This is a genomic window from Pantoea sp. DY-15 (assembly GCF_019795935.1).
In the GTDB taxonomy this organism is placed as follows: Bacteria; Pseudomonadota; Gammaproteobacteria; order Enterobacterales; family Enterobacteriaceae; genus Pantoea; species Pantoea leporis.
In genome coordinates, this window is sequence record NZ_JAIMIF010000001.1 from 1,442,264 (window position 1) to 1,459,960 (window position 17,697).

Sequence of the window (17,697 nt, forward strand, 5' to 3'; positions counted from 1 at the left end):
GCATGCTGAGTCCCGCCCGCCGTCACCGTATGCGCGTCCAGGCCGAAACCGAATCGCAGCGGGATGCGAACCCGCTGCGCCACGCCACCGGCTATGAGCAGATGCTCGTGAAACTCAACGAGGACAAGCGCCGCCTGAAGAAAGTCCACTCGGTAGAGCGCAAGGCTGATCTAAAGCGCCAGCTCCTGCCCGACTACCTGCCGTGGATTGCAGGCGTGATGAACAGCGGGCGCGGCGCGCAGGATGCCATCGTGATGACCGTCATGATCTGGCGACTGGACACAGGCGACGTAACCGGCGCGCTCGAAATCGCCCGTTACGCATTAACGCACGGTCTTGTACCGCCCGACGGATTCAAACGCGACAGCCTGCCGTACCTGCTGGCTGAGGAAGTTGCCAGCGCCGCGACACGCGCCTGGACGGCTAAAGAGGCGGTCGATATTGCGCCGCTGCTTGAAACCATCCGGTTGACCGATGCCGAAGACATGCCCGATCAGGTGCGCGCCAAGCTGCACAAAATCGCCGGGTATGTGTATCGCGATTCGGGCGGGACTCTGGAAGCCATGCATCACCTGAAACGCGCGCTGCAGCTGCACGAGGGCTGCGGCGTGAAAAAAGACATAGAGCGGCTGGCGACTGCCATGAAAAAGCAGGCGCAGGCCAGCCGCTGACCGGACGCGACCCCGCGCAGGGCGGCAGGACGGCAACGCACTTTCAGTGCCTGCGCCGTCCTCCACCGCCCACCTATTTCTGAGGCCAACTATGAGCACGCTGGTAATAGCAGCACAGCGACCGGCAGAGACTGCCGAGCCGCCGGTTAAGAACACCTTTTTCTGGCCTGATATCGACCTGCAGCAGCTGCGCGAGTCACTGCGCTACGAGGGAACCGTCACCGCGCAGCGTCTGCGGCTGGCGGTGAAAACGGCGATTAGTGAAGTAAACGCCGAGCTGTACGACTGGCGCGCCGACCAGATGGCGGCGGGTTTTAAAACGCTCGCTGACGTCCCGGCGGAAGCGCTGGACGGCGTGAGCGAAAAAATCACGCACTACCTCGCCGCCGTCGAGGCGATCACCGCCGCCACTATTGCCGAGCGCTATCGCGGCTATGACGCCAGCGGCACGAAGAAGGCCGGAGACGTTGAAACCAGCGCCGACGAATACTGGCGCGACGCGCGGTTCAGCATCAGCCGCGTCGGTGAGCGCCCTAACTGCATCGTGAGCCTGCTGTGACGCGGGTTTACGCGCTGCAGGGCGATACCGTCGACGATATCTGTTACCGCCATTACGGGCGCACGGAGCAGGTAACGGAATCGGTCTTTGATGCCAACCCCGGCCTCGCCGACGCCGGGCCGATACTGCCGCACGGCTGGCCGGTCGATCTGCCTGAGCTGCCGGAATCGTCAACGGGTGAGACCGTTAACCTTTGGGACTGAATCATGAACATCACGATGGAGCGCATCAGCGCCTTTATCACCTACAGCATTGCCGTGGTGATGGGCTGGCTCGGTAAATGGGATTTGCAGGACGTGGCGACCATTCTCGGCATGGTGCTCGGCGTCGGCATGTTTCTGGTGAGCTGGTATTACCGGCGCAAAACCTACCAGCTCTTTGCAACGGGCCGCATCAGCCGGAGTGACTATGAATCTGCAAACCGTTAAGCGCTGCTCGATTGGCGTGGTGCTGGCGATTGCCGCCACGCTGCCGGGCTTTCAGCAACTACACACTTCGATTGAGGGGCTGAAACTTATCGCCGATTACGAGGGCTGTCGCCTGAGTCCGTACAAATGCGACGCGGACAAATGGACGGACGGCATCGGCAACACGGTTGGCGTGGTGCCGGGCAAGAGCATCACAGAACGGCAGGCCGCAGGAACCTTTATCGCCAACGTGCTCCGCACGGAAAAGGCGTTAACGCGCTGCCTGTTCGTGAAGGTGCCGCAAAAGGTGTATGACGCCGTGGTGTCGCTTGCCTTCAACGTCGGTATAGGCAACGCCTGCAGCTCAACGATGGTGAAGCTGCTGAACCAGAACCGCTGGCGCGAAGCCTGCTATCAGTTGCCGCGCTGGGTATACGTGAAAGGCGTGTTCAATCAGGGACTGGATAACCGGCGCGTGCGCGAACTGGCATGGTGCCTTAAGGGGGCGTTGTGATCCGCATTACTGGGACGCTTTTAGCCGTAGCGCTGCTGGCGCTGGCGTTAACCGGCTGGCGCTGGACGGTTGCCAGCGATGAGCTGGCGGACGCGCAGCGGGTTGTCGGCACACTGTCCGCCGGTATCGAGAGCCGGGATAAAGCCATCACCCGGCTTAAAACTGAAAACAACGAAAGGCAGAAGCGCGAAGCCACGCTGCGGCTGATGCAGGGCAAAGCCAGCGCCGGAGCGCTGACGCGAGAGGCACTTATACAGAGGGAAACCGATGCAAACCCGATACTCCGTGACTGGTCTGTTACTGCTTTGCCTGACGATGTTATCAGGCTGCACACCCGTCCCGCCTTCACCAACGCCAGAGATTATCTGGATTGGCTGTCCGCGCGTGACAAGCTGCCCGGTGCCGGGAAATAACCTGAGAACGGCGGGCGATCTGGCGGCGGATAACCGGCAGCTTGAGGCGGCGCTCGCCTCATGCGGGCTGCAGGTCGAAATCATTAAAGATTGCCAGGAGCAACACGATGCTGAAACCCCAACAACTCCGCAAGGCGCTGACCGACAGCGTGCCGCTGCTGCAGCGCAACCCTGACAGCCTGAATGTATTTATCGACAGCGGACGTATCGTGTCAACGCTCGCCACCTCGCTGTCGTTTGAATATCAGTACCGGCTGAACATGGTGATCACTGATTACACTGGCGATATCGATCTACTGATCGTGCCTATGCTGGAATGGCTGCGGGTGAATGAACCTGACATCATGGCGACCAAAGACAAGCAGCAGAACGGCTTCACGTTCAAGGCGGACGTGATCAGCGACACCGCGAGCGACATCAGTATTGACCTGCAATTAAGCGAGCGGGTGATCGTCAAGCGCGTGGGTGATGAACTGCACGTTAAACACGTTGGCGAAAATCCATTGCCGGAGAACGATACGCGGCCCGTGCAGCTCTATGCTGGCGGTGATTTGGTTAGCGAGTGGCGAACATGAGTGACTTACAACTGGTCAATGACCGGCTGAATGCGTTGATTGGCAACCTTTCGCCGTCTTCACGTAAAGAGATGGCGCGCAACATCGCTAAGAAGCTGCGCGCCAGCCAGCAGCAGAATATCAAACGCCAACAGGCACCGGACGGCACACCCTTCAAGCCACGCAAGGCACAGCCTATACGTAGCAAAAAGGGCCGGGTTAAGCGAGAGATGTTCGCCAAACTCCGCACCGCGAAATACATGAAAGCACAGGCAACCTCAAATGAGGCTGCAATTGAGTTTACTGGTCGTGTGCAACGTATGGCGCGGGTGCATAATTACGGGCTTCGGGATCGGCCGTCACGAAATGGCAAAGATGTGCAGTATGAGGCTCGTCCATTATTAGGAGTTAGCCCTAAAGATATTGATATCATTCAAGACGTAATTATCCTCACACTGCAGCATCATTAGAAAATCATCCTTTAGGTTTTAATGATGATATGAAATTAGCCATTTGTTCAATTCCGTCAAAGGTGGAAGGTATTTTATCCTCTGACGCCATTATATTTGAAAATATAACATCCTCAAATTTTGCCAATAGCTGAGGGTTTTTTGCGCTTATTCCTTCTGAGTACTCGGAATATCGTTGAATAAATCGACAAAGACTTTTGCGCAACTCAATCTGCATAATTTGGGCACGCACCGACGAGTAATTCCCGAGCGTAACTCTAAAATAATATATCATTATTAGTGTAATGCTAGCACCAGGAATGATCTTGACAAGATCCATTGGTTTTTCGAATGTTGTATTCATTGTATTATAAAAAAATGCTTGTGCGATAATTAATGCGGGAATCAATATTCCAATTGACAACATCGCCATCCGTGACCAAAATAGTTCTTTTACTTTAATACGTCCCAACTTAGCAAAACCTGCATGTAAACCTACAAAATTATACGAATCTTGTTGATTAGTAAGTATAGCATTAAGGGAAACTACTTTATCCTCTTTTAGTTTTAATTCTTCATCCCATTTTCCTTTAAGATCCTCAGCTTGTTTTTTAACAGCACTGAAGTTCCTAATAGCCTTAAGCCCGTCCTCATTATATAATGTTTTAAACATCGATAATGTCATTTGATTCATAGCATAGTTAATTTGTTCTCTAGCAACTTCCTCAAAACTATCAATCCGCTCAGTGGCGAATTTTCTTATCGCCCTAGATTCCATAGTCATATCTCCAGGTGTGCTTATATACTTCTCAATGAAGAATCTATACAAGGAAGAAAAGACAGCATCGACATTTGTCTTACTCATGGTTTCTTGTGCTAATTCCATCTTAAAAACATCACCGAAATAGGAAATATTTATCTGAGTCCCTTCGTCCCAATCTTTAGGTGACGATATTATGTAATCAATTATTCTAGTAATGTACTGATTACGTTCTTGCTCGAAACTGTTATCAGGCTCTAGCCTTGTCACTGCTCTGCGATAGTTAGTCAAAAGTCTTTTGTTTTCATCATTATCAAAAAATGCATTCATTAATATCACGTCCTTTTAGTGATTTTCAGTTTTGTCTATAGGCCAGCAAACAAGCTTTATTATAAGAATTAATATCAACAGTTCATTATGAACATTATGAACGAACAAATCAGCGAAATCCTGCGCCTGCTGCGCAACCTGATCCGCATTGGCACCGTATCCGCCGTAAAACTGGACGACGGGTTATGCCGTGTGGATACAGGGAATAACACTACTGACTGGCTTCACTGGCTGTCTGCGCGTGCGGGTAAAACTCGTTCGTGGAATGCCCCGTCGGTGGGTGAGCAGGTACTCGTTTTATGCCTCGGCGGTGAACTCGATACCGGGTTTGTGCTGCCTGGCATCTTCTCTGATGACAATCCCGCCCCATCTGCATCGGCTGACGCACTGCACTGGTCATTCCCTGACGGCGCCGTAATTGAATACGAACCGGAAACCGGTGCGCTCAAAGCAACCGGCATACAAACCGCCACCATTGAGGCGGCGGTAAAAATCCTGCTGAGTACACCAGAGGTTGAATGTTCGGCGCACCTGAAAGCCAAAACGTTTGAGTTTTCAGAGGGCGGAAAGATGACCGGCAACGTCGAGCACAGCGGCGGAAAGTTCGATTCGAACGGCGTTGTTGTGGATGACCACGATCACGGTGGCGTGCAGCGCGGCGGAAGCAGAACGGATGGCCCTGAATGACGGCAGCAAAATATATCGGCATGAACCGGGAGACCGGCGAGGCGCTTAACGACCTCGACCATATCCGCCAGTCAGTGCGCGACATTCTTTTAACGCCGCTCGGCTCCAGGGTGATGCGGCGCAAATATGGCTCGCTGCTGTCGGCGCTGATTGACCAGCCGCAAAACGAATCGCTGCGCCTGCAGATTATGTCTGCCTGCTATATGGCGATCCTGCTGTGGGAGCCGCGGGTAAAACTCACCGGCATCAATTTCGATTCTGATTTCAACGGCGGCATGGTGGTCGAGCTGACCGGCAACCGCGCCGACACGACGCAACCTTTTTCCTTAACCGTTCCTGTGAGCTGAGAACATGGCAACTATCGACCTGAGCCAGCTACCCGCGCCCGACGTGGTGGAAACGCTGGACTATGAAACCCTGCTAGCCGAGCGCAAAGCCACGCTGATTTCGCTTTACCCGGAAGAACAGCAGGCCGCTATCGCCCGCACGCTGTCGCTGGAATCTGAACCCATCGTCAAGCTGCTGCAGGAAAATGCCTATCGTGAAGTGATTCTGCGCCAACGCATCAACGAAGCGGCTAAGGCGGTCATGGTGGCTTATGCACTTGACGACGATCTCGACCAGCTCGGCGCGAATAACGGCGTTGAGCGCCTGACCATTACAGCGGCAGATGAAACAACAATCCCGCCCACGGCGGCGGTGATGGAGAGTAATGATGATTTTCGCGCCCGTATCGCCGCTGCATTCGAAGGCTTAAGCGTTGCCGGGCCAACTGGCGCATATGAGTATCACGCCCGAAGCGCCGACGGCAGAGTGGCGGATGCGTCCGCCATCAGTCCATCGCCCGCAGTTGTTACCGTTACTGTGCTGGCACGCGAGGGTAATGGCACCGCTGCCGACGACCTGCTGGCTGTGGTGGATGCCGCGCTTAACGATGAGAACGTGCGCCCGGTGGCTGACCGCGTAGGCGTGCAGTCGGCGGAGATCGTTGATTACACCATTGAGGCCGAGCTTTATCTTTATCCGGGGCCGGAGGCTGAACCCATCCGCGCGGCATCAGAGGCAAAACTCGCGGCCTACGTGACGGCACAAAAACGGCTGGGGCGCGATATTCGGCTGTCGGCGTTATATGCGGCTATCCATGTTGAAGGTGTGCAGCGCGTAAACCTTATTCAGCCTGTCGCTGACGTAGTGCTCGACAAAACGCAGGCGGCATATTGCACCGGCTACACACTGACCGTGGGAGGCTCGGATGAGTGATCGCCTGCTGCCCACTGGTTCATCTTCACTGGAAGTCGCCGCCGCTGAAGCGCTGGCAATCCTCAGCACGATGAACGTGCCACTGCGCCAGCTTTGGAACCCGCAAACCTGCCCGGTGCAGTTGCTGCCCTATCTGGCGTGGGCATGGTCGGTTGACCGCTGGGATTCGGGCTGGACTGAATCAACCAAGCGCGCCGTTGTGACGGCAGCGCGATACGTGCATCGCCATAAAGGAACCATTGGCGCAATCCGTCGCGTGGTTGAGCCGCTGGGCTATCTGATCCGCGTTATCGAATGGTGGAAGACAAACGAAACACCCGGCACGTTCCGGCTTGATGTGGGTGTGCTTGATACCGGCATCACTGAGGAAATGTACAACGAGATGGAACGGTTAATTGCGGATGCTAAGCCGTGCAGCCGCCATCTTATCGGCCTGTCCATCAATCTCGATGCAAACGGCGCAATCCCGGTTGCTGTCGCCAGCTACAGCGGCGACGAGCTGACTGTTTATCCCTACACCCCTGAACTTATCAGCGTCGGCGTGCCGGTCTATTCCGGTGCGGCGGTGCATCTTATCGACCTGACGGAAGTGAGCGCATGACGACAAAATATTTTGCCCTGCTGACCAATCAGGGCGCGGCTAAGCTGGCGAACGCCGCCGCGCTCGGCACCAAAGTAGACCTCAAAGAAATGGCCGTGGGGGACGGTGGCGGCACGCTGCCCACGCCAGACCCGGCGCAAACGAAACTTATCGGTGAGAAACGTCGCGCACAGCTTAACTCACTGTCGATTGACGCGGCGAACAGCAGCCAGATTATTGCCGAGCAGATAATCCCGGAAAGCGAGGGCGGCTTCTGGATTCGTGAGATTGGGCTTTATGACGCTGACGGCGTGTTGATTGCGGTGGCGAACTGCGCGGAGACCTATAAGCCGCAGCTTGCAGAGGGCAGTGGTCGCACGCAGACAGTGCGCATGATTCTGATTGTGAATAGCACCAGCGCCGTGACGCTGAAAATCGACCCGTCCGTGGTGCTGGCGACCCGTAAGTACGTGGATGACGGTGTGATTGTGGCGAAGCAGTATGCCGATACGCTGCTGGAGCAGGCAAAGAAATACGCTGATGATCAGCTGGCTCTGCACCTCAAAGCGGGTAATCCCCATGCTCAGTATCTGCAAATCGCTAAGTCACTGGCAGAAATCAAAGATGCGGGCAAAGTGGTGGAAGCGCTTAAAAGTCTCGGCATTGGTGAAGGTGCACCACTCATTGGCTCACCTTTCCCGTGGCCTCATGCGCAGATGCCTAACGAGTTGTTTGTCTCAATGTCGGATATGGTTTTTCTGAAAACAAACGGTGCAAGTTTTAGCGGGACGCTTTATCCAAAGCTGGCGCTGCCTTATCCAGGGTTGAAACTGCCTGATCTGCGTGGCGAATTTATTCGCGGCTGGGATGACGGGCGAGGCATCGATAGTGGACGTGCGTTGCTTACGCTGCAAACTGATGCTTTGCAGCGAATTACCGGCACGCTGGAAATGGGCAACGGTATCGGCCTGATGACTAGTCCCCATGCCTCGACAGGTGGCGCATTTGGTGAAGGGCCGTCGCGTGATTCAACGCCAGCAACACAACTTAAGAGTGGATTTGCGGTCAGTTTTGACTCAGCAAACGTCACCCGCTCGGCAACAGAAACCCGCCCGCGTAACGTGGCATTCAATTACCTTGTGAGGGCTGCATAATGGCTTCAGTGAAAAAAATAGAGCTGGGCAATGATGGTCTGGCGGCAGAATCAGGGGTGATTACAGTTTACAACTATGACCCGGAAACCGGCATTTTTGCAGGAGAATCAGATGAATTTCTGGCGCAAGGCGTGGGTATTCCGGCAAATTCAACAACTGATGCACCACCCGGTGTTAAGTCCGGTAAAGTAAGCGTCTTCCTCAATAATGCGTGGGTGCAGGCTGACGATCATCGCGGCGAAACGGTTTATGACATCGAGTCACGTGAACCAACAGAAATCACTTTGCCCGGAGAATACCCCGCAGGAACCACACCGTTAAAGCCAGCTACAGAGTTTGATATCTGGAGTGGTAAGGCATGGAAGACTGATACAAAAGCACAGAAAGCGGCGGCAGTCAGCTCGGCAACGCTGGAGAAAGCATCGCGAATTTCTGAGGCCAATAGCTTTACACAAGTCTGGCAGACTCAGCTCATGCTCGACATCATTACAGATACAGACCGCTTAGCGCTTATAGCCTGGATGAAATACATCCAGGCAGTGCAAAAGGTTGATACAACAAGTATTGAAGAAATCAATTGGCCTGAAAAACCTGATTGAATTTTTTATTTAAAAGCCAATATAAATGGCACCAATAAATACTAGAGCGGTGAGTGCATATACTATAGGTATGTATTTCGCCTCTCTGATTATTGACTGAAAAGATGTTGCCCCTTCCTTTCGGCATTGAATGTAAAAAACTGAGCAAAATGCAAATATCATAATTAATAAGCTAGTAAATGCCAAAAGATAAATGAGCGAATGAATATCCTTAACTCCTTCCTTATAGATGGCTTTTGAAGCTGTTACTATAGTAATCAGAGTAATACCAAATGAAATGCCACATCCCCATAGCAAAAACTCGGAGGAAATTTTTCTGACTATTGCCCCAAACTTTCCTATGGCATGGTCTTGCTTCCAAAACTTTCCTACACGAACTTCCATGTCTTTAAAAATTGCTGCTGCAATAAGGAGAAGAATTCCTGCAGGAAGTACAAAGTTGATTATAGTCAGCGCATTATTAAGGCTTGATTTATAATAATCCATGAGTGAAAAATCAGCTTGTGAGGACATTATCATATAAGAAGTGATGGTAATAACTGTCCAGGGGATTGATCTATAAATTATCTCGTATCGTAAATCACGCTTGATATATTGGTCTATGAAATTTGATTCAACTTTCAAACATTCACCTCGTTCTTCTGGGCCAGTTGATTTTGATATCATGATTCTAATTAAACTATCTTGTTTTGTAGGAGACCAGCAAAATCTAAATGAATGCACCAATTCATTTGAGCTGACACCCTGAGCACACCTTTAACCTGGAGTGCAACAGATGGCAGATTATCATCACGGTGTCCGCGTCGTCGAAATCAATGACGGCACGCGCACCATCTCTACCGTATCAACAGCAATTGTTGGCATGGTCTGCACCGCGCAGGATGCGGATGTGGCAACGTTCCCGCTTAATACGCCGGTACTGATCACTAACGTGCAGGGCGCAGTTGGCAAAGCTGGCGTTAAAGGCACGCTCGCCGCCGCACTGCAGGCTATCGCAGATCAGTCAAAGCCCGTTACCGTTGTGGTGCGCGTGGCGGAAGGCGCAGACGATGCCGAAACCATTTCCAACATCATCGGCGGCACAGACCAGAACGGCCAGTACACCGGCATGAAAGCGTTGCTTGCTGCACAGACGCAACTCGACGTTAAGCCGCGCATCCTCGGCGTGCCGGGCCTCGACTCGCTGGAAGTTGCCACCGCGCTAGCCAGCATCGCGCAGCAACTGCGCGCCTTCGCCTACGTGTCAGCGTGGGAGTGCAAAACCATTTCCGAAGCCCGCCTTTATCGCGACAACTTCAGCCAGCGTGAGCTGATGGTGATCTGGCCGGACTTCCTCGCATGGAACACCACCACAAACAAATCTGATGTGGCTTACGCCACCGCCCGCGCGCTGGGCCTGCGCGCCAAAATCGACAATGACACCGGCTGGCATAAAACCCTGTCGAACGTTGGCGTTAACGGCGTGACCGGTATCTCCGCGTCGGTATTCTGGGATCTGCAGCAGACAGGCACCGATGCCGACCTGCTCAACGAGGCGGACGTCACCACGCTGATCCGTAAAGACGGCTTCCGCTTCTGGGGCAACCGTACCTGCAGCGACGATCCGCTGTTCCAGTTTGAGAACTACACCCGCACCGCGCAGGTGCTGGCCGACACAATGGCCGAGGCGCACATGTGGGCGGTTGATAAGCCGCTGACGCCGGTACTGGTGCGCGAAATTATTGCAGGCATCAACGCGAAATTCCGCGAGCTGGTCAACGCCGGTTATCTGCTGGGCGCGTCCGCCTGGTATGACGAAAGTGCCAACGATAAAGACACCCTGAAAGCGGGCAAGCTCTTTATCGATTACGACTACACGCCGGTTCCGCCGCTGGAAGACCTGACGTTACGCCAGCGCATTACCGATACCTATCTGGCGAGCTTCGCCGCATCCGTTAACAGCTAAGGAGCCGGATAAATGGCACTGCCACGCAAACTAAAGGCGATGAACCTTTTCAACGATTCCAACAGCTATCAGGGCGTCGTCACCGCCGTCACGCTACCGAAGCTGGCACGCAAGCTCGATCCTTACCGCGCAGGCGGTATGAGCGGCGCAGCGCACATCGACAATGGTCTGGAAGATGATGCACTTGATGTGGAATGGAGTATCGGCGGCATGGATGAGCTGGTACTCACGCAATGGGGTGCATCTGCCGTGCCGCTGCGTTTCACCGGTTCTTATCAGCGCGACGATACCGGCGAAGAGATCGCGGTAGAGGTTGAGGTACGCGGTAAGCACCAGAGTTTTGACTTTGGCGAAGCCAAACAGGGCGAGGATACCGAGACCAAAATCACCTCGAAGTGCACCTACTACAAACTGACGTGGAACGGCAAAGAGCTGATCGAAATCGACACCATCAACATGGTGGAGAAGGTAAACGGCGTTGACCGCCTCGAACAGCGCCGCAAAAACATCGGCCTGGTATAAACCTGCAACCAGCGCCAGTGCGGCGCTGACTTAATTGAAGAGATAACCAAGATGGAACAGAACGAAAACACCGTGGTATTTGAAACTCCGCTTAAGCGTGGCGACAGCGAAATCAAACAGGTTGAACTGATTAAACCAACGGCTGGAAGTCTGCGAGGCGTGCGCCTGGCCGATCTTTGTCAGTCTGACGTTGACGCACTGCTGACCGTTTTACCGCGCATCACCCTGCCCTCATTAACGAAAGCTGAGTGCAATGCCCTCGACCCGATTGACCTTATTTCACTCGGCGGCAAGGTGATCGGTTTTTTGCAAACGAAGTCGGACGAATAGAGTGGCCGCGCGGCCTGACGGTCAATGATCTGATTGCCGATATTGCTACAATCTTTCACTGGCCTCCTTCTGAAATGTACGACATGCCGCTTGCCGAGCTGATGGATTGGCGGCATAAAGCTTTTATCCGCAGCGGAGCAAACCCGGATGAGTAATAACCTCAGAGTACAGGTGCTGCTGAACGCGGTAGACAAAGCCTCGCGCCCCTTCAAAGCCGTCGAACGTGCCACCAAAGGGCTTGCCATTGAGATCCGCCAGACACAGAACAACATCAAAGCCCTCGATGCGCAGGCGGGTAAAATCGAGGGGTTCCGCAAGACCAGCGCGCAGCTTGCTATCACCCAACAGAAACTCAAAGATGCCAAGGCCGAAGCGGCAGCGCTGGCGGTGGCATTCAGAAGCACCGAGCGCCCAACGGCACAGCAGGCGCGTGCGCTTGAGAAAGCTAAGCAGGCAGCGGCAGAGCTACAAACCAAGTCGAACTCTTTGCGCCTGTCAGTGCAGCAGCAGCGTGAGGCATTAAAATCTGCAGGTATTTCCACGCGCAATCTCAGCAGTGAACAGCAGCGACTTAAGAGCGCCTCGGCACAAGCTACGCTCTCGATGAACCGGCAGAAACAGGAGCTGCAGCGGCTCAATGCGCAGCAGGAAAGATTAAACCGAACCAGCGAACGCTATCGCCGTGGGCAGGAGCTTTCAGCGAAAGTGCGCAATACCGGCGCGGCAGGCTTTGCCGGTGGCAGCGCTGCACTCTATGCAGAAGGCAGGCTGATTGCACCGGGTATGGAATTCGACAAGCAGATGTCTGAAACGCAGGCGTTGCTCGATACCGGTAAAAACGATCCTAAGCTGGCAGCTATCCGCAAACAGGCGCGAGACATTGGCGGCAGTACGGCATTTTCTCCAACGGATGTAGCGCGTACGCAGAGCACGCTGGCCCGTTCCGGCTACGATGCCGACGCCATACTGGCGTCAACCGAGTCGACGGTAAACCTGTCACTGGCGTCTAAGGTCGATATTGCCGAGGCGGCTGACATCGTTACCAACATGCAGACCGCCTTCAAAATCCCGATGGCGGAGATCCAGCGCGTTTCTGACGTGATGACAAAGGGGTTTACAAAGTCCAATACCAACCTGCTTGAGCTGGGCGAGGCAATGAAATACGTCGCGCCGGTTGCACGTGCGGCCGGTGCCAGCATTGAAGACACCACCGCCATGCTTGGCGTGATGGCGGATAACGGCATCAAAGGTTCGATGGCGGGAACCGGAGGGAGCGTAATATTCACCCGATTGCAGGCACCGACCGGCAGAACGTCCGCCGCCCTGGGCGAGTTGGGAGTTAAAACCCGTGACAGCAAAGGCAACATGCTGCCGGTGTTTGGCATCCTCAAAAGTATTGATGCCTCATTCAAAAAGAACCGGCTCGGCACAGCGCAGCAAGCGGAATACATCAAAACCATTTTTGGCGAAGAAGCGATGAAAGGTGCCATCAACCTTATCGACGCCGCTGGGAACGGTAAGCTTGATGAAAAGCGCGGCTACCTGATGAGCGCAGGCGGAGCCGCTAAGCAGGTGGCAAACGTTCAGGTTGATAACCTTGATGGCGATCTGCTCAACCTGTCATCAGCATGGGAAGACGTGCGGATTGAGGTTTTTGAACAGCAGGATAAATCTCTTCGCAAGCTGACGACCACCGCCAACAAATGGCTTATCACCGCTGGCAACTGGGTTAAAGCCAATCCTGAGCTGACAACCAAAATCGTCATGCTGACCGGCGCGGCGACTGCGTTAGTCGCGGGGCTAGGATTGATTGGTTTAGTCGCATGGCCGGTCGTCGCGGGAATCAACGCATTGATTGCAGGCGCGGCTTTTCTTGGCACAGCATTCAGCATTGCTGGCGGTGCAATAACAGCGGCGCTTGGTTTAATCACGCTGCCGGTCGTCGCTGTCGTGGCGGCCATCGTGGCGGGTGCATTGATGATCCGTAAATATTGGGAACCTATCAGCGCATTTATGGCTGGCGTTGCTGAGGGATTTACCGCCGCAATGGGGCCAATCAGCGAATCATTTGGCTCACTAAAACCGCCGTTTGAATGGCTTGGCGGTAAGGTCAAGGAGCTTTGGGGCTGGTTTGGCAAGCTGCTGGAGCCGGTGAAATCCACGCAAACAGAGCTGGCCTCTGCGGGTGAGATGGGTAAGAAGTTCGGCAATATGCTGGCGGAGGCTTTGAAGATACCAGGAGAAGCACTTGATCAGCTGCGCGGTGGTATTGATTGGGTGCTGGAAAAACTCGGCATCATCGACACCAAATCTGATGGTCTGAAAGACAAAGTCCCCTCACCTGATCCGATAGCAACGGGCGGCGCTGACGTAAATACGAGCGGGTTGCAATACAGCCTGGCAACTGGAGGCGCGCCTTATCGACCCGTGTCGGCGCCGTCTGCAGGCGGCGGATTTACCGACCGCAGTCAGAACAGTTATCAGTATGAAATCAACATGCATGAAGGGATGAGCAAAGACGATGCGCTGGCACTTATGGCGCAGCATCAGGCGCGTGAGCAGCGTAACCGACAGGCGCAGAATCGCAGCAAAATGAGTTGGGAGGATTAAGCGATGATGATGATCTACGGCATGATGCCGTTTATGCGACAGACGCTGCCATATGGCGAACTGCAGCAGAATATCGATTACCGCTGGCCGACTAACAACCGTGTCGGTCAGCGACCGGCGGCGCAGTTCATTGGGCCAGGTGACGAAAAAATTACGCTGTCTGGAGAGCTTCGACCGGAGATTACTGGCGGCGCCATTTCTTTGATGACGATTCGGCTGTTGGCCGATCAGGGAATGGCATGGCCGCTAATTGGCGGCAGCGGCATGATTTACGGCATGTACGTTATCGAGAACATTTCGAATACCCACAGCGAATTTTTTCCTAACGGTACGGCCAGCAAAATCATGTTTACGCTAAGCCTCTTGCGTGTAGATGAGTCTCTTACGTCAATGTTTGGCGATCTGAAAAAGCAGGCTGATGGGCTTATCAGCGGTGCGGGAAATCTACCAGGGCAAATCACATCGGCCATCGGCAGCGTTAAGTCAGCGGCCGGCAATCTCATTTCACAGGCGGGAGGGTTGATCGGATGACCGGTATCAGTGGCCTGCCGGTGCAGATGGGCGCGCGCTTAACACCTGATTTTATGCTGACGGTCAATTCAAAAGATGTCACAGCGAACATTCGTGATCGCCTGATATCGCTCACGCTGACCGATAACCGCGGCTTTGAGGCTGACCAGCTCGACGTCGAGCTGGACGACGCAGACGGTCAACTGGCGATGCCAGTACGCGGCGCTGTGGTAAAGCTGTTTCTCGGCTGGAAAGGACAAGCGCTGATCGGGAAAGGGAGTTTTACCGTCGATGAAGTCGAGCATCACGGCGCGCCGGACACTATGACGATTCGCGCCCGCAGTGCTGATTTTCGCGGCTCACTGAATTCCCGCCGCGAAGTGTCCTACCACGAAACAACCTTGGGCGATATTGTTACGCAGATTGCCGGTCGCTATAAACTTAAACCTATGCTGGCTGATGGCTTTGCCGGGATTGCGGTGGCGCATATTGACCAGACACAAGAGACCGACGCCAAATTCCTGACACGCCTTGCCACGCTCTATGGCGCGGTCGCTGCAGTAAAAGCCGGTCGTCTGTTGTTTATCCGACCGGGCAATGGCGTCACCATTAGCGGCAAACCCATCCCGCAGATGACCATCACGCGTAAAGATGGTGATCGACACACTTTCAGCATCGCTGACCGTGGCGCCTATACCGGCGTATCAGCAAGCTGGCTTCATACCAAAGACCCAAAGCCAAAGAAGGTGAAGCTGCAGCGTAAAACAAAAGTGCGGCAGCTTCGCGCGTTGGAACATCCTGCAGCGAAGAAATCAAAAGCAAAGGCGGCTAAACCACCCGAGGCGAAAGAAGGCGATTATCTGGCAGGCAGCGAAGACAACGTGTTTTCGTTAACGACAGTATATTCCAGCAAAGCAACAGCGATGCGCGCCGCTAAAGCTAAGTGGGAAAAGCTACAGCGTGGCGTGGCTGAGTTCTCGCTTACGCTGGCAATGGGCCGGGCTGATCTCTATCCCGAAACTCCGGTCAAAGTCAGTGGCTTTAAATCGGTGATCGATGCGCAGCCGTGGCTTATCAGTAAGGTGACTCATAGCCTGAGCAACAACGGCTACACCACACAACTCGATTTTGAGGTGCTGCTCACCGACATTGAATATCAGTCAGAGTCAGAGGGTGAAACGGAAAGCGGCTAATTAGGCTGTAATTTGCAAACCGGGATTTGCTTATTCAAAATTAGCCTCAACCGCCCTACTTTACTTGCTAAGGATTTCAACATGATGCATTGCCCGTTATGCCAAACAGCGGCTCACGCCAAGAGCAGCCGTTACGTCTCTAAAGAGACGAAAGAACGCTATCACCAGTGCCAGAATATTAATTGCAGCTGCACCTTCAAAACCCTTGAGTCAGTTGCAGGAATCATTGTTTCGCCCGGCCAGGTAAACAAGGTTCCGCTCTACTCTAATCAACAACATCAACCGTCGCTACTCCACTAATTTAGCCCGCTTACGCGGGCTTTTTCATGTTTACTTTCTGATAAACAAACATTGAATACTGTTTTTATATACAGTAATTTAGCGCCATTTTTTATAATGGAGCTTGGTCATGGCAATCAGAAAGTTGAGCACCGGAAAATGGTTGTGCGAGTGCTATCTCAGCGGGCGCGAAGGCAAACGCGTCAGGCGCCAATTTAAAACCCGCGCCGAAGCGATCGCCTTCGAGCAATACACCCTCGACGAGATGAAAGCAAAGCCGTGGCTGGCAGAAAAAGAGGATAAGCGCAGATTAAATGAACTGGTTGAGCTGTGGTACAAATTGCATGGACGCGCCCTAAGCGATAACAAAGGCCGCCTGGCAAAGCTCTATATCATCAGCAATGGAATGGGAAATCCTGTTGCATCCGAGATAACAGCAAAGGATTGGGCACACTATCGTGATGATCGGTTGGAAGGCAAAATTCAGAACGGTTATAAGACTAGCTTGAAGTCATTAAAAGTTTCGCCTGGCACCGTTAACTGTGAGCATGCATTCCTGCGCGCGTTGTTCAACGAACTAGAGCGGCTCGGTGAAATCTCTTACCCCAACCCGCTCAAAAATATTCGTGAGTTTGACCAGCCAGAAAAAGAAATGGCTTGGCTGACCGGCGAGCAAATACAAAAACTTTTTGCTGCCTGTAAAATTCACGGCAACGATGACCTGACACTCATAATTAAAATCTGCCTTTCAACTGGATGCCGCTGGAGTGAAGCTGCGTCATTAAAGGCGACTCAACTTTCCCCGAATAAACTCACCTTCATCAATACCAAAGGGAAAAAGAATCGCTCTGTGCCGATCAGCGATGAACTATATAAAGAATTGAAGGAAAGGAAAGACCGTTATTTTAACGAGTGCTATCGCCAGTTTTACCGCGTCATTCGTATGGCAGGCATTGAGCTGCCTGAGGGGCAAATGAGTCACGTCCTGCGACACAGCTTCGCCAGCCACTTCATGATGGCCGGGGGAAACATCATCGTGCTGCAGCGCATCCTGGGACACTCAGACATCAGGGTAACCATGCGTTATGCCCACTTCGCACCGGATCACCTGGAAGATGCAATTCGCTGTAATCCATTGGCGTTAATGGCTAAGAATAATGGCGGCAAAGTGGCGGCAGAGGTTCCAGCAGAGTAGAACAGAAGGCAACAGGATGGAGTTTAACTCATTGATTTTACGATAAGTCATTGATGTCAAATGCTAAACAAAAAAAGACCGAATACGATTCCTGTTTACGATGCATAGGGATATTTCTCTTATCTATCATGGAGATAGATAACAAAAACACCCCTTTTCATGGTTGCAATACTTAC

26 protein-coding genes are annotated in these 17,697 nt (G+C 53.3%); 24 read left to right on the forward strand and 2 right to left on the reverse strand.

Annotated features, from left to right (window positions below; genetic code table 11):
* Window positions 1–2: 2 nt before the first annotated feature.
* The 9 genes from K5Y32_RS06890 (at window position 3) to K5Y32_RS06925 (ending at window position 3,588) form a co-directional block, all read left to right on the forward strand.
* On the forward strand, window positions 3–671 hold the full coding sequence (locus K5Y32_RS06890; RefSeq protein ID WP_222182363.1) for a terminase endonuclease subunit: 669 nt from the start codon (window positions 3–5) through the stop codon (window positions 669–671).
* 91 nt (window positions 672–762) lie between these two features.
* Window positions 763–1,230 (forward strand): head completion/stabilization protein, encoded by a 468-nt coding sequence (locus tag K5Y32_RS06895; RefSeq protein WP_222182364.1) that lies wholly within the window; start codon window positions 763–765, stop codon window positions 1,228–1,230.
* Window positions 1,227–1,433, forward strand: coding sequence for a tail protein X (locus K5Y32_RS06900; RefSeq protein ID WP_222182366.1), 207 nt, complete (start codon window positions 1,227–1,229; stop codon window positions 1,431–1,433). Before K5Y32_RS06895 ends, K5Y32_RS06900 begins: the two co-directional genes overlap by 4 nt.
* A gap of 9 nt (window positions 1,434–1,442) precedes the next feature.
* Window positions 1,443–1,658 (forward strand): HP1 family phage holin, encoded by a 216-nt coding sequence (locus tag K5Y32_RS06905; protein ID WP_254773233.1) that lies wholly within the window; start codon window positions 1,443–1,445, stop codon window positions 1,656–1,658.
* On the forward strand, window positions 1,639–2,151 hold the full coding sequence (locus K5Y32_RS06910; protein ID WP_222182368.1) for a lysozyme: 513 nt from the start codon (window positions 1,639–1,641) through the stop codon (window positions 2,149–2,151). Before K5Y32_RS06905 ends, K5Y32_RS06910 begins: the two co-directional genes overlap by 20 nt.
* Window positions 2,148–2,564 (forward strand): Rz-like lysis system protein LysB, encoded by a 417-nt coding sequence (gene lysB, locus K5Y32_RS24840; protein ID WP_370635089.1) that lies wholly within the window; start codon window positions 2,148–2,150, stop codon window positions 2,562–2,564. Before K5Y32_RS06910 ends, lysB begins: the two co-directional genes overlap by 4 nt.
* Window positions 2,467–2,739, forward strand: a complete 273-nt coding sequence (lysC, locus tag K5Y32_RS06915; protein ID WP_255602395.1) for an Rz1-like lysis system protein LysC — start codon at window positions 2,467–2,469, stop codon at window positions 2,737–2,739. The genes lysB and lysC overlap by 98 nt, the downstream gene beginning before the upstream one ends.
* On the forward strand, window positions 2,672–3,139 hold the full coding sequence (locus K5Y32_RS06920; RefSeq protein WP_222182372.1) for a phage tail protein: 468 nt from the start codon (window positions 2,672–2,674) through the stop codon (window positions 3,137–3,139). Before lysC ends, K5Y32_RS06920 begins: the two co-directional genes overlap by 68 nt.
* Complete coding sequence (locus K5Y32_RS06925) at window positions 3,136–3,588, forward strand: phage virion morphogenesis protein (RefSeq protein ID WP_222182374.1); 453 nt, start codon at window positions 3,136–3,138, stop codon at window positions 3,586–3,588. Before K5Y32_RS06920 ends, K5Y32_RS06925 begins: the two co-directional genes overlap by 4 nt.
* Window positions 3,589–3,592: 4 nt before the next feature.
* On the opposite strand, the gene K5Y32_RS06930 is transcribed toward K5Y32_RS06925, so the two are convergent.
* On the reverse strand, window positions 3,593–4,657 hold the full coding sequence (locus K5Y32_RS06930; protein WP_222182375.1) for a hypothetical protein: 1,065 nt from the start codon (window positions 4,655–4,657) through the stop codon (window positions 3,593–3,595).
* Window positions 4,658–4,753: 96 nt separating this feature from the next.
* Between K5Y32_RS06930 and K5Y32_RS06935 the strand changes: the two genes are divergently transcribed.
* The 6 genes from K5Y32_RS06935 to K5Y32_RS06960 are packed head-to-tail and all read left to right on the forward strand — an operon-like array spanning window position 4,754 to window position 8,937.
* Entirely contained in the window at window positions 4,754–5,344 is a 591-nt protein-coding gene (locus tag K5Y32_RS06935) for a phage baseplate assembly protein V (protein ID WP_222182377.1), read from the forward strand.
* Window positions 5,341–5,691, forward strand: coding sequence for a GPW/gp25 family protein (locus K5Y32_RS06940; RefSeq protein WP_222182379.1), 351 nt, complete (start codon window positions 5,341–5,343; stop codon window positions 5,689–5,691). The genes K5Y32_RS06935 and K5Y32_RS06940 overlap by 4 nt, the downstream gene beginning before the upstream one ends.
* Before the next feature lie 4 nt (window positions 5,692–5,695).
* Window positions 5,696–6,604 (forward strand): baseplate assembly protein, encoded by a 909-nt coding sequence (locus K5Y32_RS06945; protein WP_222182381.1) that lies wholly within the window; start codon window positions 5,696–5,698, stop codon window positions 6,602–6,604.
* Window positions 6,597–7,205 carry a phage tail protein I gene (locus K5Y32_RS06950; protein WP_222182383.1) on the forward strand — a complete coding sequence of 203 codons (609 nt, stop codon included), beginning with the start codon at window positions 6,597–6,599 and terminating at the stop codon, window positions 7,203–7,205. The genes K5Y32_RS06945 and K5Y32_RS06950 overlap by 8 nt, the downstream gene beginning before the upstream one ends.
* On the forward strand, window positions 7,202–8,338 hold the full coding sequence (locus K5Y32_RS06955) for a phage tail protein (protein ID WP_222182385.1): 1,137 nt from the start codon (window positions 7,202–7,204) through the stop codon (window positions 8,336–8,338). Before K5Y32_RS06950 ends, K5Y32_RS06955 begins: the two co-directional genes overlap by 4 nt.
* Window positions 8,338–8,937 (forward strand): tail fiber assembly protein, encoded by a 600-nt coding sequence (locus K5Y32_RS06960; protein WP_222182386.1) that lies wholly within the window; start codon window positions 8,338–8,340, stop codon window positions 8,935–8,937. Before K5Y32_RS06955 ends, K5Y32_RS06960 begins: the two co-directional genes overlap by 1 nt.
* A gap of 9 nt (window positions 8,938–8,946) precedes the next feature.
* On the opposite strand, the gene K5Y32_RS06965 is transcribed toward K5Y32_RS06960, so the two are convergent.
* Window positions 8,947–9,561 (reverse strand): hypothetical protein, encoded by a 615-nt coding sequence (locus tag K5Y32_RS06965; RefSeq protein ID WP_222182388.1) that lies wholly within the window; start codon window positions 9,559–9,561, stop codon window positions 8,947–8,949.
* Window positions 9,562–9,712: 151 nt separating this feature from the next.
* Here K5Y32_RS06965 and K5Y32_RS06970 point away from each other — a divergent pair, with 151 nt between their 5' ends.
* The 9 genes from K5Y32_RS06970 (at window position 9,713) to K5Y32_RS07010 (ending at window position 17,521) form a co-directional block, all read left to right on the forward strand.
* Window positions 9,713–10,882, forward strand: coding sequence for a phage tail sheath protein (locus K5Y32_RS06970; protein ID WP_222182390.1), 1,170 nt, complete (start codon window positions 9,713–9,715; stop codon window positions 10,880–10,882).
* 12 nt (window positions 10,883–10,894) lie between these two features.
* Window positions 10,895–11,404, forward strand: a complete 510-nt coding sequence (locus tag K5Y32_RS06975; protein ID WP_222182392.1) for a phage major tail tube protein — start codon at window positions 10,895–10,897, stop codon at window positions 11,402–11,404.
* A 51-nt stretch (window positions 11,405–11,455) separates the two neighbouring features.
* Complete coding sequence (locus K5Y32_RS06980; RefSeq protein ID WP_222182394.1) at window positions 11,456–11,734, forward strand: phage tail assembly protein; 279 nt, start codon at window positions 11,456–11,458, stop codon at window positions 11,732–11,734.
* A 32-nt stretch (window positions 11,735–11,766) separates the two neighbouring features.
* Window positions 11,767–11,889, forward strand: a complete 123-nt coding sequence (locus K5Y32_RS06985; RefSeq protein ID WP_222182923.1) for a GpE family phage tail protein — start codon at window positions 11,767–11,769, stop codon at window positions 11,887–11,889.
* Window positions 11,882–14,344, forward strand: coding sequence for a phage tail tape measure protein (locus K5Y32_RS06990; RefSeq protein WP_222182396.1), 2,463 nt, complete (start codon window positions 11,882–11,884; stop codon window positions 14,342–14,344). Before K5Y32_RS06985 ends, K5Y32_RS06990 begins: the two co-directional genes overlap by 8 nt.
* Window positions 14,345–14,347: 3 nt before the next feature.
* Entirely contained in the window at window positions 14,348–14,875 is a 528-nt protein-coding gene (locus K5Y32_RS06995) for a phage tail protein (RefSeq protein ID WP_222182397.1), read from the forward strand.
* On the forward strand, window positions 14,872–16,047 hold the full coding sequence (locus K5Y32_RS07000; RefSeq protein ID WP_222182399.1) for a phage late control D family protein: 1,176 nt from the start codon (window positions 14,872–14,874) through the stop codon (window positions 16,045–16,047). The genes K5Y32_RS06995 and K5Y32_RS07000 overlap by 4 nt, the downstream gene beginning before the upstream one ends.
* A gap of 81 nt (window positions 16,048–16,128) precedes the next feature.
* Window positions 16,129–16,347 carry an ogr/Delta-like zinc finger family protein gene (locus K5Y32_RS07005; RefSeq protein WP_154193718.1) on the forward strand — a complete coding sequence of 73 codons (219 nt, stop codon included), beginning with the start codon at window positions 16,129–16,131 and terminating at the stop codon, window positions 16,345–16,347.
* A 109-nt stretch (window positions 16,348–16,456) separates the two neighbouring features.
* Window positions 16,457–17,521: a tyrosine-type recombinase/integrase gene (locus tag K5Y32_RS07010; RefSeq protein ID WP_222182401.1), complete on the forward strand. Its 1,065-nt coding sequence runs from the start codon at window positions 16,457–16,459 to the stop codon at window positions 17,519–17,521.
* Window positions 17,522–17,697 lie beyond the last annotated feature (176 nt).

Coding starts and splice junctions, on each gene's coding strand:
- K5Y32_RS06890 (WP_222182363.1), top strand. CDS start 3: ATGCTGAGTCCCGCCCGCCGTCACCGTATGCGCGTCCAGGCCGAAACC.
- K5Y32_RS06895 (WP_222182364.1), top strand. CDS start 763: ATGAGCACGCTGGTAATAGCAGCACAGCGACCGGCAGAGACTGCCGAG.
- K5Y32_RS06910 (WP_222182368.1), top strand. CDS start 1,639: ATGAATCTGCAAACCGTTAAGCGCTGCTCGATTGGCGTGGTGCTGGCG.
- lysC (WP_255602395.1), top strand. CDS start 2,467: ATGTTATCAGGCTGCACACCCGTCCCGCCTTCACCAACGCCAGAGATT.
- K5Y32_RS06920 (WP_222182372.1), top strand. CDS start 2,672: ATGCTGAAACCCCAACAACTCCGCAAGGCGCTGACCGACAGCGTGCCG.
- K5Y32_RS06925 (WP_222182374.1), top strand. CDS start 3,136: ATGAGTGACTTACAACTGGTCAATGACCGGCTGAATGCGTTGATTGGC.
- K5Y32_RS06930 (WP_222182375.1), bottom strand. CDS start 4,657: ATGAATGCATTTTTTGATAATGATGAAAACAAAAGACTTTTGACTAAC.
- K5Y32_RS06935 (WP_222182377.1), top strand. CDS start 4,754: ATGAACGAACAAATCAGCGAAATCCTGCGCCTGCTGCGCAACCTGATC.
- K5Y32_RS06940 (WP_222182379.1), top strand. CDS start 5,341: ATGACGGCAGCAAAATATATCGGCATGAACCGGGAGACCGGCGAGGCG.
- K5Y32_RS06945 (WP_222182381.1), top strand. CDS start 5,696: ATGGCAACTATCGACCTGAGCCAGCTACCCGCGCCCGACGTGGTGGAA.
- K5Y32_RS06950 (WP_222182383.1), top strand. CDS start 6,597: ATGAGTGATCGCCTGCTGCCCACTGGTTCATCTTCACTGGAAGTCGCC.
- K5Y32_RS06955 (WP_222182385.1), top strand. CDS start 7,202: ATGACGACAAAATATTTTGCCCTGCTGACCAATCAGGGCGCGGCTAAG.
- K5Y32_RS06960 (WP_222182386.1), top strand. CDS start 8,338: ATGGCTTCAGTGAAAAAAATAGAGCTGGGCAATGATGGTCTGGCGGCA.
- K5Y32_RS06970 (WP_222182390.1), top strand. CDS start 9,713: ATGGCAGATTATCATCACGGTGTCCGCGTCGTCGAAATCAATGACGGC.
- K5Y32_RS06975 (WP_222182392.1), top strand. CDS start 10,895: ATGGCACTGCCACGCAAACTAAAGGCGATGAACCTTTTCAACGATTCC.
- K5Y32_RS06980 (WP_222182394.1), top strand. CDS start 11,456: ATGGAACAGAACGAAAACACCGTGGTATTTGAAACTCCGCTTAAGCGT.
- K5Y32_RS06990 (WP_222182396.1), top strand. CDS start 11,882: ATGAGTAATAACCTCAGAGTACAGGTGCTGCTGAACGCGGTAGACAAA.
- K5Y32_RS06995 (WP_222182397.1), top strand. CDS start 14,348: ATGATGATGATCTACGGCATGATGCCGTTTATGCGACAGACGCTGCCA.
- K5Y32_RS07000 (WP_222182399.1), top strand. CDS start 14,872: ATGACCGGTATCAGTGGCCTGCCGGTGCAGATGGGCGCGCGCTTAACA.
- K5Y32_RS07005 (WP_154193718.1), top strand. CDS start 16,129: ATGATGCATTGCCCGTTATGCCAAACAGCGGCTCACGCCAAGAGCAGC.
- K5Y32_RS07010 (WP_222182401.1), top strand. CDS start 16,457: ATGGCAATCAGAAAGTTGAGCACCGGAAAATGGTTGTGCGAGTGCTAT.